We start from the raw sequence: 13926 nt of genomic DNA on the forward strand, positions 1-13926 counted from the left end.
TCTAAGCAAATAGTAGTCAACAGTTAAAAGAGGAGCCCATGAGCAAACAGCCTAATTCAAACGGCTTGCTGATTGCGGCTCTTTTTCAATCTCGTGGTGTCCTTGCCACACTGATCGTCAGCCAAGTCATTGCTATTTTACTCGCCTTTTCACCAATGAGCTTAGGTGATGTTTGGTTACGTCTAGCTATATTTAGCTGCTTTTTACATCTAATTTTTCTTTCAAGCTTGTCGTTACTGTATGTATGCCGGGCTCTACTTACAAAGCTGTCGCACCCTAAACAGTTATTCATTCTGATATCCACTTTACTGGCATTAACGTCTGTTTTTAGCTGGCTGTTTTTGTCTGTGTTTTCAGATGTGTTCGCTATGGAGTCGAGAGCTAACTTTATTGTCAGTAATTTACTGATCATATTTTTGGTCACCGCGTTGTTCAGCCAATTCCTGCTTATTCATAATCAAAAAGAGCAACAAACGAAAGCGTTAGCGCAGGCTGAACTTGATGCATTACAAGCAAGAATACGCCCTCACTTTTTGTTTAATAGTTTAAACACTGCTGCTGAGCTTACCCATTATGATGCTGAGGCGGCTGAACAAGCAATTTTGGCGCTGGCGGCGCTGTCGCAGGCCGCAATGCGCAGCGGCAAAGCCATAAAGCTTGCTGATGAAATCACTTTATGCCAGCAGTATGTGGCACTTGAACGTTGGCGCTATGGCGAACGCCTAGCATTAAGCTGGCAATTACCGGATGAGTTACCAGATATAGATATTCCGTGTCTGACAATACAGCCGATTATTGAAAATGCGGTTTTTTATGGCGTAGAGCCAGCAGAGCAGGGCAACATTTCTGTCGAGATGTATCAATCGAACAAAGCTTATACTTTCATTATAACTAACCCTGTAGCGAAGCAAGGGAGCCATTCACGAGCAGGCAACGGTATGGCACTTGAAAACATCCGCCAGCGTTTGTCACTTTTCTATCATCAAAAAGCGCAACTGACTACGACTGTTCGTGATGAGATCTTTAGGGTGAAACTGGTGATACCTAAGAAGAGAAGCGCATGATAAAAATTTTAATTGCTGATGACGAGCCTTTAGCAAGGGCGCGTATTAAACGTTTATTAGCTACCAACGAACTTTGCACAGTTGTAGGTGAAGCCAGTAACGGCGAACAGGTGATTGAACTTTGTAAGCAGCTCCAGCCTGATTTAGTGATGCTGGATATTAATATGCCCAAGCAGTCGGGCCTTGAAGTAGCTGCTGAACTAAAACAGTTTTCGATCCCCCCAGCAGTGATGTTTTTAACAGCGCATCCTGAGTATGCGTTAACTGCATTTGAGCTCGCAGTAGATGGCTATTTAGTTAAACCTGTATCCGAGCAAGCTTTAACAAAAGCAATGGCGCAGCTTAGTAAATTAAACCGAACTCAAGTATTAACACCTGAAAATAACTATATTTGTTATCAACTTGCAGGCGTATTAAGAAGAGTAAATATAGATGATGTTATTTGCTGTATTGCAGAGCAAAAATACACGCGGGTGGTGTTTTTTGAAGGTGAGGCACTTGTTGAGCAAAGTTTAAAACAACTTGAGCAAACCTATCCTCTGCAGCTACTTAGAATTCATCGTAATACACTTGTCAATAAGCAACAAATTGTAAGCCTTAATAGTCCTTCTTCTGGTGGACATACAGTCACGATGAAGCAGTTTAAAGAGCCTTTGTCTGTTAGTCGTCGAGAGCTTAAAAATGTAAAAGCTGTAATGGGTAAATAAAAAAACTCTCAATGCAGCAGCTTATCTCCTAAAGTCCCAGCTTCTTTATTGTTTATTACTTTGCTCTGAAGAAAGTTTCAGTACCGTTTATCGCGCATTATGACCGCTTGTCCATATACAGATTGTTATTTATCTGTATCGTAATATTCTTATGGTATGTAAAAGTATCAATGAACTTCACCATGATTAAACATTCTGAGCAGAAAGGTTTTACGCTTATTGAAGTGCTTATTGCCTTTGTTATTTTGAGTTTTGGTTTATTAGGTGCCGTGGCCTTACAAGCTAAAGCAAAACAAGCTAGCTTTGATTCAATGCAGCGTGCAGCTGCTGTGGCACTTGGTAATGACATAATCCAACGTATGAGAGCAAACGACTCTTCGGGTTTTGCCGGTTTATACAATGGAGAGTTTAGTAGTCAATCAGCAGCCGACAAAGCTCAGACATGTTTTAATTCCGCTTGTACTGCAAAAAATATAGCTGAGTTTGATAAACAACAATGGATCCGCGCAATTCAAGCTCGTGAAAATACGGGTGCTTTAGATAATGCCACTGTGTGTATAAATAACACCTCAGTCGCAGCAGGAAATGCGAGTGAATTTAATATAAGGGTGGTGATCAGTTGGCAAGGTAGGCAGGAACAAAAAGCAAATAATGCGACAGCTGCTATTGATTGTGGAACACAAAACGACAAGCGCCGTATAGTTGTGCTTGAAAGCTACATACACTTAAGGTCATAAGATGAAAAAGCAAACTGGATTTACACTTGTTGAGATGATGGTCGCTTTATTCATTGGCGGCATAGTGCTTGGTGGGGTGATGTTTACTTATTTAAGTATGAAAGTAACAACACGAGACACCATGACAATTGGTGAATTGCAGGAAACAGGTCGGTTAGCTTTAAATATCATGCAGCGTGATATAGAACAAATTGGCTTTTGGGGGACATTCTATGAAGACTCATTCTCAGACGAAAATACCAATACGAATGCTGTAAATAACCCTACAGGTGACTGCTCAGAAGGCCTCAATAATGCGAGCTTCCCTGCTGACAGTGCAACTAGTAATTTTCGCTCGGTTTATGCTGTAGAAACCTCAGATGGTTCTGCGCTTAGTTGTATCAACAATGCAAAGAAAAATACTGAAGTTTTACAGATGAAGTTTCTTGAAGGGCTGCAGATCCAACCTAATCAGACGAGCAATGACTATTATTACTTCATTGCTGAGCAAGAACGGGCTGAATTTAGACAAGGCCCAATCGCGGCCTCAACTATCAATGGTAATGCGACGATTTGGCGTTACCGTCATCATGTTTACTACATCTTTGAAGACTCATACACGATAAATGATCAATCAATTAAAGTTCCCATTTTACGCCGAAAAAGGTTAACTACTAGCCAAACGATGAGAACTGAAAGCGTGATGGAAGGCGTGGAGAATATGCATTTTGTATTTGGTCTAGATACTACGAACAACAGCCGTGTAGATACTTATAGAAGTATTAGTCAAATGACGAACAATGACTGGGAGAACCGCCGTGGTATTTTGACAGTGCAAGTGTTTTTATTAGTTAGATCGCTATTGCCTGACCCGAATCTAAAAGTCAAAAATCAAAAATATACGCTTGGTGAAGATGCGAGCAGAAAAGAGCTAACATTTACAGATAATTATCGTCGGGCGGTGTTTACTACAACGATTCGTTTAAATAATGTTGGAGCAAATTTATGGCGCATTTAACCTTGCAAAAGAAACAACAAGGGGTGGTATTAATCGTTGCTTTGATTATGGTGGTAGCTGTTACAGGTATTGCCGTTTCTTTGATGAGTAGTAGTAGCATAGATATTAAAATTACTAATGCAGCCCAAGAGCGAGAAACAGCAGAAAATGAATTAATAGGAACTGTTCAGCAAGTTATTGCAAACGAAGCTGCCGCGGGTGGCGACAGTGCATTTTTAATGAAAGCGGCAGAAATTCCTGATGGTGGCTATGCAATGGGAAAGGTTGGCGACGCAACCAATACGATGACAAATTTAAATAACGGTGTTCTTGATTTACCTTGTCCGCGTAAATTTAACTTCACTGCAGGTATCTCCTGCAACATGGTTCAAGTTGATACCACCATTACCTATGGCACTAAAAGTAAGCATACTTTGACGATTACAACAGGGGTTGCCCAGGAAATGGCGAGCCTGAATACGGGTGGTTGATAAGGAAAATTTTATGAGAAAACTAAACTTATTATGTCAGCTCTCAGTTATTAGTTTTTTATTCATTGGTTGTAGTGGGTATGCGGATGATACGGAGTTGTACGTCAATTATGACCATGACTTAAAAGAAAAACAAAGAGTTATTTTTTTACTCGATACATCAGGAAGTATGCTTTTCTCAGCAACTGATGGCAGTCGTTGCCATCACCCTACGGGAGGTTACTTAGTTGAGTGCCCTGAAAGTAGAATAGCAGCTGCTAGAGATATCATAATTGAAACAATTGAGAATAATTCTGATATGGACTTTGGCTTTAACCGTTTTGCTCCCTCTCATGGGGGGTATGTAAAAGCGAGCTTAGGCACAGAGCATAATACCCTAAAAAACTTGATTCGTGGGATCAAAGCAGGAGGCTCGACTCCTGTCACCGAGTCACTTTGGGAAGTTTACATGTACTTAACTGGCCAAAAAGTTGATTTTGGCTCCTTAGTTGCCGTAGATGAGAGAGATACAAAAGCAGAAATTGGAAAAAAATACCTTTCTCCATTTGATACAAAGCTAACCGGTGATAAAAGGTGCGATAACACTGTAAATGTACTGCTAATAACTGATGGCGAGCCTCAGAATGATAATGAGCGAGACGCTGATATTGAAAAGCTTAATCAATTCTACTTCTCAGAGCCTGCCCCTCTTTATGGTTATGAACATAATCTAAACTATTTAGCGGCCCTTGCAAAAGTAATACACGGAACAGACGAAGTAATTGTCGATTTAAATAAAAAGACGCCTAAAATTCATGATCAAGGTATTATTTACACAATTGGTTTTGGTAATGGTCTAAGTGAGCCTGCAAAGGATTTACTTGAGAAAACTGCTGAACTTGGAGGTGGGAAATACTTTTTTGCCAGTGATGGAAAAGCATTATCTGAAAAGCTGAAAGAAACGTTTGCGGTTCTTAGAAATGAGTCCGGAACTTTTACGGCTCCATCGACAGCCTCAAATAATGCCGATCAAACTCGTAGTAGAGATGGTTTGTATTACACTATGTTCTATCCCAGCACTAATGCCCGTTGGCGTGGTAATTTGAAAAAATTGAAAGTTTCGGGCGATATTATAGTCGATGCTAATGGGCAGTCCGCCATTCAAAGTGATGGGTTGATAGCAAAAGAAGCTAAAACTTTTTGGTCAAATTCCGATTTACCAGATGGGAATGCAGTTGAGTTAGGTGGTGTTAACTCATATCTTGCAAATATTTCAAGCTTACCAAATACCGGTAGAAAGGTTCTTACTAACCTTTCAGGGGGAAGGTTACTTAATTTTACAAGGTATAGAGTAGTATTCCACTATAATACAATCGCCAAAGCTGCCGTTGATTTTGAATCTTCACCCGATGAGGTAGAAGATCTCATAAACTGGTCGCGAGGTTTGGATGTTAATGATGAAGATAACGATGGGGAAACAGATGATTCTCGTCAAGATATTTTTGGTGATCCCCTGCATTCAAAACCTGTAACTATAGATTATGGTAATGATGACGTTCGTATTTTAATTGGAACTAATGCAGGCTATTTGCATATGTTTCAAGATAAAAATGATGTATTAGCCGAAAGCTGGGCATTCATACCACGGAGCTTGTATAAAATTATAAAACCACTGAGAGATAATACACAAGATACGAAAGTCTACGGTGTTGATGGCGCTATTTCAGTTTTCTTTGATGATAAAAACGGTGATGGTGTTGTTAATAGTTCAGATAGAGTATGGGCATTTTTTGGCCTAAGACGAGGCGGGAATGAATATTATGCACTTGATATTACTAACCCAAATCAACCTAAACTGTTATGGAAAGAACCATTAAAAGGTGGGGTTGGTGACTTTAAAGAACTTGCCCAGTCCTGGTCTAAACCAGAAGTTGCTTATATTAACTTGAATGGCTTTAAAGACCGACCAGTACTAATTTTTGGCGCAGGTTATGATACTAATAAAGATAATGTGCTTCGAAGTGATGATAACAAAGGACGTGGCATTTATATTGTAGATGCAGAGACAGGCGAAAAAGTTTGGGGATTAACACCTGATGAAAATGATTTCACCGGTGAACATAGTATTGCTTCAGACATCAGCTTATTAGACTCAGATTATGATGGTTATATTGATCGGCTCTATGCTACGGATACAGGCGGTAATATATGGCGTATTGATATGCCAAGCGATAATCCAAAAGACTCTGAACAACCATGGACGCATTTTAAGCTCGCAAGTTTAGGCAGCCAACTTGCAAGTAATGATCGTAGATTTTTCTATAAACCAACGGTAGCTCGGACTGTATTTAGTAAAGTTTCTAAGACAATAGTCAATGGGAAATCAGAGACAACTAGAATTGATTTTCCATACGATGCAATATTGGTTGGTAGCGGTAATAGAGCTAAACCGACTTCAACATTGGCAAATGACCAGCTATTTATGATTAGAGATAGCAATACGGTTACTAAGTCATTTAAAGGTAATGATGTTCCTGATGTTATTTTTCAATCGAATTTAATGAATGTTGACTCAGATCCATTCGGTAGCGCTTTGAAAGATATAGATGCTTTTGTTGACCTTGAAGTGGAATTAGGGAAGTTTAAAGGCTGGTATTATAACCTCTCTTCTGCAGGTGAAAAGTCGCTTGCTGCTAGCACTGTAATTGGTGGTGTTGCTTATTATACTAGCTTTTCTCCAGCATCTGACGATAGCACAGAAAACCAATGCTCATTGAGCGCTGGAATGGGAAGTCTGTATGCATTTCATTTACACTATGGCACAAAAGTATATGAGAACTTGAAATTTATAACTGGCACAGATGTACCGGATACCCCAAAACTCTTTTTTGGTGAGACTGAGAGTTGTAAAGACACAAACGGCGATGGCTATTGCGATGGATATGATGATGACTCAGAAGATAAAATTGAGCAAACAAAGATAAGTCAGTTTATGACTGTTGGGCCCAAAATCATAGGTGAAGAAAGCCCATTTAAAGTCAAAGGGGTAAATGGACCCGGTTTAACTATTGAAAATGGAGAAATAAAATTAGTGAGTGATGAACCTCTTGGTTTTAAAGTTCAACAAACTTACATATATAAAAAAGAAGAGAACGACAGAAGTTACTAGATTAAATAACATCCTTTTTTGAACACTGGCTTTATGAGTTTTTGAGTATTTATTTTCTCAGTCACCCGTTTTATAAGCTTAACTTGGGTGAACTCATTGTCAGTGTTTTTTCTATATTAAATTAATATTTCCACTCTCTATTAAGTTGCTGTTTATTTTATACTTTTATTTTTTATTTCCACTATTTTGCCAATCCATTCAGGATTATTTTTCCGGTCGTTTTTTCTTATTTCTCTTTTATGCTCTAATTATTTTTTTTATTATTAATTTAGATAAGAAAAGTGTGGAATAGTAGTAGCTTTTTATTATAATAATTATAGTGTGTTTGAATTTTATAAAATGCTTTTTAGCCTTTTTTATGGTTCTGTATAAGTATTGCAGCAACTCAAACATAAGGGTGTTGTAATTTATCGCACTGTTAAGGTTTTCAACTGCTGCAGAAAATCACAAAGCAGAAGTTCGGCAATAACAAAGCTAATCGCTAAATTAATAGCATTAAGGTGACGGGAGAAGTAATGAAAATTAGTAAAACAGTAAACAGGATACTTCTTTGTGCCTTTGCTGCGGTTAGCTTTTCTAGTTCAGCAGAAGATATAGAGCTTTATGTAAATCATAATGTTGATCTCGATGAGAAACCTCGCGTATTAATTGTATTCGATACTTCTGGAAGTATGGCCTTTTCTACTAGTTCGGGTAACAGTTGTGGGTTCTCAAATGGTTTGTATATCCCGTGTTCAGATAGTCGGTTAGGCGTTGCACAAGATGCTATTACTAAACTGGTTGATGGTAACGATGATATTGATTTTGGCATAATGCGCTTTAATAGTACTGAAGGTGGTTATGTACTTGCTGGTATTGGCTCGCCAATGTCAACGTTGAAAACGACGATTGCCAATTTACCTGCTGATGGTGGTACGCCGCTGACTGAAACTTTGTGGGAAGCATACTTATATATTACAGGGCAAAACTTATTCTATGGTGAAAAAGTCAATGAGCTTTTACGTGATACTTCCGTAGAGAATAAATCAACTACAACAAACAGAGTTCGTAAATGTTACTGGTGGGGGTGTCGTTGGGAAAATGAAGTCATCACTAATTTCTCATATATTTCACCATTTGATAATCCTGATGAAGTAAAGCGCTGTGATAACTCCGTTAATATTATCTACATGACAGATGGGGACCCATCTGCAGGATCTGATAATGAGCAAGACTCTAATATTAGCGCATTATATAAGTCGTATTTTGGTAGCTCATTATCAAATGACGATAAAATTGCAGGGGTTCTTCTACACAAGTTAGCTCAGATCATACATGGCACTGATGATGTTGAAGTCGACTTAAGGCCAACCACAACGGATATCCATGAAACAGGGCGTGTATATACCATCGGCTTTGGTAGTGGGATGAGTAATAACGGTAAAACTCTACTTTCGGAAACTGCTCGATTAGGCGGTGGCCAGTACCTGCATGCGAATACGTCAGAGCAATTATCCGAGGCATTGAAAAATACAATCACCCAAATCCGTGAAGTAAATGATAGTTTCACTTCACCGTCAATCGCGAGTAACAATGTTGATCAAACCCGTAGCCGCGAATCGATTTACTACGCTATGTTTTACCCTGAAACGGGTGCGCGTTGGCGTGGAAATTTGAAAAAATTAAAAGTGTCTGGTGATCAAATTGTTGATTCAACAGGTAAATCAGCACTTAATGAAGATGGTTTGATTTCTAATAAAGCGAGAACGTTCTGGCTACCAACTAATGAAGAAGCTGATGGAAATACAGTGCAACGTGGTGGCGTAAATCTACATTTAACTAAACTAGCATCGCGAAAGTTATACACAGACGCGGGTAAGTCTAGTCTAGTAGATTTTACAAAAGAAAATGTTTCGAGTGCCTTAGGTGGCGATGAAAAAGCCGCGAAGTTGTTTGGGGTTGATAAGTCACAATTACAAAAAACAATTGATTGGGCGCGCGGGATAGATGTTGATAACGAGGATGGAGATTCTTCATCAGTGGACCAGCGACAAGATATTTTCGGTGATCCGCTACATTCTAAACCCGTTACAATTGATTATGGTAATGATGACATTCGCATTTTAATTGGTACAAATGCAGGCTTTTTACACTTTTTCCAAGATAAAAAGGACGTTCTTAAAGAAAGCTGGGCATTTATTCCAAGTAGCTTGTACAAAATAATTAAGCCGCTACGAGAGAATCAAGCGAACACTAAAGTATATGGTGTTGATGGTCCAATATCTGTATTTTTCGATGACAAAAATAATGATGGTGTGGTAGATGGAAGTGATCGTGTTTGGGCATTTTTTGGTTTGAGGCGTGGTGGTAATTATTACTATGGCTTAGATATTACAAACCCCGACTCACCAAGTTTACTGTGGAATCAACCTATTGAAGGTGGTTCCGGTGACTTCAAAGAGTTAGGTCAAACTTGGTCTAAGCCTACGGTTACCTATATTAATATGGAAGGCTATAAAAAACGTCCTGTATTGATTTTTGGTGCGGGTTACGACACTAACAAGGATAACGTGATCCGAACAGATGATAACGAAGGCCGCGGGATCTATATTGTTGATGCGCAAACAGGAAATAAAATTTGGGCACTAACTCCAACCGAAAACGGTTTTAAAGGTAAGCACAGTATTGCGGCTGATGTTAGTGTTCTTGATTCGGATTATGATGGCTTTGTTGACCGTTTATATGCAACTGACACAGGTGGTGATATTTGGCGAATAGATATGCCGAGTGAAAAACCAAATAGCTCTGATAGTCCTTGGACTCACTTCAAACTTGCAAGTTTGGGCAGTTCTTTGAGTACGCAAGATAGGCGTTTTTTCTACAAACCGCTGATAGCAAGAACTATGTTCAGCAAGGTCACAGAAACAACTATTAATGGGAAAAAAATATTTTCTCGACGAGATACACCCTTTGATGCAGTTTTAGTTGGCAGTGGTAATCGTTCAAAGCCAACTTCAACAGTAACTAAGGATCAACTTTTCATGATTCGAGATATTAATACAGTTACTCAATCTTTTGTAGGTAGTGACGTACCCAAGGTAATTACTCAATCTGATTTAATGAATATGGACTCAGATCCATTTGGTAATGCGCTTGATAATGTCGATAAATTTACCAAGCTAGAAGTTGAACTTGGAGCCTATAAAGGCTGGTATTATAACCTTCCGTCAGTGGGAGAAAAATCACTTGCTGCGAGTACAGTTATAGGGGGGGTTGCCTATTTCACAAGCTATACCCCTGCTTCTGCAACCGAGACAACTAACCAGTGCTCGTTAACTGGTGGCTCAGGAAGCGTATATGCCTTTCATTTACACTATGGCACAAAGGTTTACGATAGCCTGAAATTTACTACTTCCAATGATGTTCCGGACACACCTCAGTTGTATTTTGGCGTGGGGAATAGTTGTGTTGATAATAATAATAATGGCTATTGTGATGACTTACCTGATCCTGACAATCCAGATGTCATTAAAGATACTGAAGATAAAGTCGAAGAGTTAAGTCAATTTCTAACAATTGGACCTGGTATTAAGGGGCAAGAAAACCCATTTAAGGTTCAAGAAATCTTAGGCCCAGGTATAACTGTTGAAGACGGTAAAATTAAGCTTGTTAGTGACGCTGTTCCTATTGGTTTTGGCTTTAAAACTCAACAAACCTTTATCTATAAAAGAGAAGTTAATGATGGCTCAAAATAGCCTAATTGCAACACGGCTATAAATAAGTGACTTGTCAGTTGCTTTGAGTAGGTGTTAAACCTATGATGGAATCGTGTTTGGATTCAGCAGATTATAAGGTTATAAAGAATGAATGAAATACAACACACTAGTGAAAAGGGCTTTACTTTAATAGAGCTTATGATTGCTGTGGCAATTTTAGGGATTATCGCGAGCATTGCTATTCCAAACTATTTTGAACATGTTAAGCGAACAGCGAGAACAGAGGGGATCACTGCTTTGCTTGATGCAGCAAATAAACAAGAGCAATATTTTGTAGATAATCGTGAATACACGACTTCTCTAGGAGATCTTGGTGTCGCTGAGAGAACAGAAAACAATTTTTATAAGCTAAAGGCGAGTGTTGATAATAATGCGGGTACCTTCGAATTTGAGGCTACTGCTGAATCAGGGCCACCTCTAAAGGATACAGAATGCACAAAGTTAATAATCACAGATACAGGTCTCAAAAAGTCTGAAGGCTCTGCTGATTCGAGTACGTGTTGGGGCAAGTAGCCTCAACACTTATCAGTATCAATTACTCTGGCCCTGCCGATTGGACTAATTGTTATAGAAAGCCCTTTGAGGCTTTCTTTTTTATACTCAGGACAATATAAAAACGTGCCGTTATTCAGTGCCATAGGTATACCACTTGGTCCAAAGGTTACCGAGTTGCGGGGATAAGTAAACATATCCAGTGAGTTAATTGCTTCAAGCTCAAGCAAAATAGTATCGCTATTCTCAAAGATACCAATGTTTCCTCTATCAACAAATACGGTAAGCGATTTATGCCAAAGTTTCTTTTCGCAGCGATTATTGTTGAGCGCACAGAAGGTAACACGACTTCCACTAGATTGTGCTTTTAATCGAGCAAAGTGCAATGCTCTTTTAATTTCATGGACTCGGTTGTCTAGTCGGTTTTTTGCTAGCATTGGCTTGAATTCAAATAACGCAAAATGCAACAGCAAGGATAAAATCGCTATTAAAACCATGCTTTCTATGAGAGTAGCGCCTTTACAACAGCGTATAAAATGTAATGTCCTCATCCTTGAAGACTCCCAATAATGACTGTTATTTTAACTATATGCTCAGTAGAGGGGTTGTCAATTTTAGCACATTAATTACAGCCATCTGTCGTACTGCCGCGATATAAAGCAGTACCAGATTTTAAAATCTCAAGTTGTTTATTGTTATCATCATTAGCTTTAGAAGGGCAGTAAGTGAATTTTCCTGCGTTTGAAGTGAGCATACCGCTGGTATCGAATATTAAAGAGCGATCCCCTGAAAATGCTAACTGACTATTATCAGGTATTTCTTCCATTACCCTTAAAATGATATCGCCAACTCTTGGGTTGTATATACCATTTTGATTCGAATCGAAAAATACGAATAAAGTGCCTTGACTCCAATCATTTAGACAAGGGACTCGTCTATTATTTTCAATTCTTGACGTGTTTCCACTACAAACAACCACAACAGCATCGCTAGTAGTAGCTTTTGCTCTGGCAAAACTTAAATTGCGTTTAAGCTCTTGCAAATAGCTTTCCGCTCTATCATTTTCTAGTAGGTCTGAGCTATCCCAGATCGCAATAGTTGCAATAATACCTACAATAGCAATCGTGACCATTAACTCCAATAATGTAAAACCCTGTTGCAATGATTTCATTGTTGTCTCTATTTTGAATCACTTTGTTTAATAATATCATGATTGCTGATTTAATCACCGTAATTCATAGCTTTGTTTGCCATCAGCAATGGGATTGTCTAAAATCGACGCAATCGAGAAATAATAAGTAACCCGAAAATGAAAAAAATCGAAGCAATTATTAAACCATTTAAGCTTGATGATGTGCGCGAAGCATTATCAGATGTGGGCATCACAGGGATGACGGTAAGCGAAGTGAAAGGCTTTGGCCGTCAAAAAGGACACACCGAGCTTTATCGCGGTGCTGAGTACATGGTGGACTTTTTACCTAAGGTAAAACTAGATATCGTATTAAGCGACGAAGATGTTGACCGTGCTATCGATGTGATCGTTAAAACATCGCAAACAGGTAAAATTGGTGACGGTAAAATCTTTGTCACTGACGTTGAGCGTGTTGTACGTATTCGTACCGCTGAAGAAGATGAAGACGCGATTTAATTCCAACTGAAACTCGCACCTTGAGCTGGTTTGGGTATATTCGATCGCAAACATTAAAAAAGGCGCCAAAGGCGCCTTTTTTGCTTTTAGTCTATTTTAACGTTTGTTAGCTTCTCGCGTTGCTTTAGCGTGTTCACTTAGCTCAGGTAAGCCAAGCTTGTTATAGCTTTTTTCCATGATCTCCAGTGCTTGATCAAGGTAGCTGCTTTGTGAGTAGTGCTCAACCACATATTTACCACGGTTTGCTGCAGCAAGGTACGCCTCTCGCTCATAGTAGTATTCTGCAACTTTTAACTCGTAGCGCGCCATTTTATTAAGTAGCCATACTAAACGCTTTTTTGCTTCTGGTGCATAAGCACTGTTAGGAAAACGCTTTAAAAGCGTCGATAAATCAGTAAACGCAACACGAGTGCGGTTTGCATCCCTGTCAGCACGGTCTACACCAAAATATTCTTGGAATGCGTTTTCATCGGCTTTGATGTTTACCAAGCCACGCATGTAGTACATGTAATCTAAATCTTTGTGGTTTGGGTTTAAGCGAATAAAACGGTCGATTGTTGCGAGTGCTTGCTCAGTATTACCTGCTTGATAATGCGCATACACTAAGTCCATTTGTACTTGTTTTGATAAAGGACCAAAAGGGTAGCGAGAATCAATCGCACTTAATAGCTCAATTGCACGCGCATATAAGCCAGAATCTAATGTTTGTTTTGCATCTTCATATAAAGCTTGCGCAGATTTATTAGGAACGCGTTGGATATCTTCTTGATCGGGTGCTGATGAACAGGCACCTAAGCCAAGTACAGATACTGAAAAAACTATGGCGAACGCACGTTTCCCTATTTTATTTATCATTTTATTTCTTACCTTCGATGTCTTCGGCTAGGCCAAGTGAGGAAAACCGAGTA

General features: G+C 39.1%; 12 protein-coding genes. 9 read left to right on the plus strand and 3 right to left on the minus strand.

Annotated features, from left to right (window positions below; genetic code table 11):
* Positions 1-38: 38 nt before the first annotated feature.
* From CWC02_RS05675 to CWC02_RS05710, 8 genes are all read left to right on the plus strand, one after another.
* Entirely contained in the window at positions 39-1064 is a 1026-nt protein-coding gene (locus CWC02_RS05675) for a sensor histidine kinase (protein ID WP_138616955.1), read from the plus strand.
* On the plus strand, positions 1061-1771 hold the full coding sequence (locus CWC02_RS05680) for a LytR/AlgR family response regulator transcription factor (protein WP_349304105.1): 711 nt from the start codon (positions 1061-1063) through the stop codon (positions 1769-1771). The genes CWC02_RS05675 and CWC02_RS05680 overlap by 4 nt, the downstream gene beginning before the upstream one ends.
* A 182-nt stretch (positions 1772-1953) precedes the next feature.
* Positions 1954-2508 carry a type IV pilus modification protein PilV gene (gene pilV, locus CWC02_RS05685; RefSeq protein WP_138616957.1) on the plus strand — a complete coding sequence of 185 codons (555 nt, stop codon included), beginning with the start codon at positions 1954-1956 and terminating at the stop codon, positions 2506-2508.
* A gap of 1 nt (position 2509) precedes the next feature.
* Positions 2510-3505: a PilW family protein gene (locus CWC02_RS05690; protein ID WP_138616959.1), complete on the plus strand. Its 996-nt coding sequence runs from the start codon at positions 2510-2512 to the stop codon at positions 3503-3505.
* Positions 3493-3975 (plus strand): hypothetical protein, encoded by a 483-nt coding sequence (locus tag CWC02_RS05695; RefSeq protein WP_054561904.1) that lies wholly within the window; start codon positions 3493-3495, stop codon positions 3973-3975. The genes CWC02_RS05690 and CWC02_RS05695 overlap by 13 nt, the downstream gene beginning before the upstream one ends.
* 13 nt (positions 3976-3988) lie before the next feature.
* Positions 3989-7123, plus strand: coding sequence for a PilC/PilY family type IV pilus protein (locus CWC02_RS05700; protein WP_138616961.1), 3135 nt, complete (start codon positions 3989-3991; stop codon positions 7121-7123).
* A gap of 515 nt (positions 7124-7638) precedes the next feature.
* Complete coding sequence (locus tag CWC02_RS05705; protein WP_138616963.1) at positions 7639-10857, plus strand: pilus assembly protein; 3219 nt, start codon at positions 7639-7641, stop codon at positions 10855-10857.
* A gap of 108 nt (positions 10858-10965) precedes the next feature.
* Positions 10966-11391, plus strand: a complete 426-nt coding sequence (locus CWC02_RS05710) for a type IV pilin protein (protein ID WP_054551751.1) — start codon at positions 10966-10968, stop codon at positions 11389-11391.
* A 2-nt stretch (positions 11392-11393) separates the two neighbouring features.
* On the opposite strand, the gene CWC02_RS05715 is transcribed toward CWC02_RS05710, so the two are convergent.
* Complete coding sequence (locus tag CWC02_RS05715; protein ID WP_082389185.1) at positions 11394-11921, minus strand: GspH/FimT family pseudopilin; 528 nt, start codon at positions 11919-11921, stop codon at positions 11394-11396.
* Positions 11922-11992: 71 nt separating this feature from the next.
* Positions 11993-12541 carry a GspH/FimT family pseudopilin gene (locus tag CWC02_RS05720; protein ID WP_054551749.1) on the minus strand — a complete coding sequence of 183 codons (549 nt, stop codon included), beginning with the start codon at positions 12539-12541 and terminating at the stop codon, positions 11993-11995.
* A 138-nt stretch (positions 12542-12679) separates the two neighbouring features.
* Here CWC02_RS05720 and CWC02_RS05725 point away from each other — a divergent pair, with 138 nt between their 5' ends.
* Positions 12680-13018, plus strand: a complete 339-nt coding sequence (locus CWC02_RS05725; RefSeq protein ID WP_054551748.1) for a P-II family nitrogen regulator — start codon at positions 12680-12682, stop codon at positions 13016-13018.
* Between the two features lie 96 nt (positions 13019-13114).
* Here CWC02_RS05725 and CWC02_RS05730 read toward each other — a convergent pair whose 3' ends face one another.
* Entirely contained in the window at positions 13115-13873 is a 759-nt protein-coding gene (locus CWC02_RS05730) for an outer membrane protein assembly factor BamD (protein ID WP_054551747.1), read from the minus strand.
* Between the last annotated feature and the right edge of the window lie 53 nt (positions 13874-13926).

The sequence above is a fragment of the Pseudoalteromonas sp. S2721 genome (assembly GCF_005887425.1).
Taxonomy (GTDB): domain Bacteria; phylum Pseudomonadota; class Gammaproteobacteria; order Enterobacterales; family Alteromonadaceae; genus Pseudoalteromonas; species Pseudoalteromonas simplex.

Excerpts from the sequence above, each read along its gene's own strand:
- CWC02_RS05675 (WP_138616955.1), top strand. The coding sequence starts at position 39 with ATGAGCAAACAGCCTAATTCAAACGGCTTGCTGATTGCGGCTCTTTTT.
- CWC02_RS05680 (WP_349304105.1), top strand. The coding sequence starts at position 1,061 with ATGATAAAAATTTTAATTGCTGATGACGAGCCTTTAGCAAGGGCGCGT.
- pilV (WP_138616957.1), top strand. The coding sequence starts at position 1,954 with ATGATTAAACATTCTGAGCAGAAAGGTTTTACGCTTATTGAAGTGCTT.
- CWC02_RS05690 (WP_138616959.1), top strand. The coding sequence starts at position 2,510 with ATGAAAAAGCAAACTGGATTTACACTTGTTGAGATGATGGTCGCTTTA.
- CWC02_RS05695 (WP_054561904.1), top strand. The coding sequence starts at position 3,493 with ATGGCGCATTTAACCTTGCAAAAGAAACAACAAGGGGTGGTATTAATC.
- CWC02_RS05700 (WP_138616961.1), top strand. The coding sequence starts at position 3,989 with ATGAGAAAACTAAACTTATTATGTCAGCTCTCAGTTATTAGTTTTTTA.
- CWC02_RS05705 (WP_138616963.1), top strand. The coding sequence starts at position 7,639 with ATGAAAATTAGTAAAACAGTAAACAGGATACTTCTTTGTGCCTTTGCT.
- CWC02_RS05710 (WP_054551751.1), top strand. The coding sequence starts at position 10,966 with ATGAATGAAATACAACACACTAGTGAAAAGGGCTTTACTTTAATAGAG.
- CWC02_RS05715 (WP_082389185.1), bottom strand. The coding sequence starts at position 11,921 with ATGAGGACATTACATTTTATACGCTGTTGTAAAGGCGCTACTCTCATA.
- CWC02_RS05720 (WP_054551749.1), bottom strand. The coding sequence starts at position 12,541 with ATGAAATCATTGCAACAGGGTTTTACATTATTGGAGTTAATGGTCACG.
- CWC02_RS05725 (WP_054551748.1), top strand. The coding sequence starts at position 12,680 with ATGAAAAAAATCGAAGCAATTATTAAACCATTTAAGCTTGATGATGTG.
- CWC02_RS05730 (WP_054551747.1), bottom strand. The coding sequence starts at position 13,873 with ATGATAAATAAAATAGGGAAACGTGCGTTCGCCATAGTTTTTTCAGTA.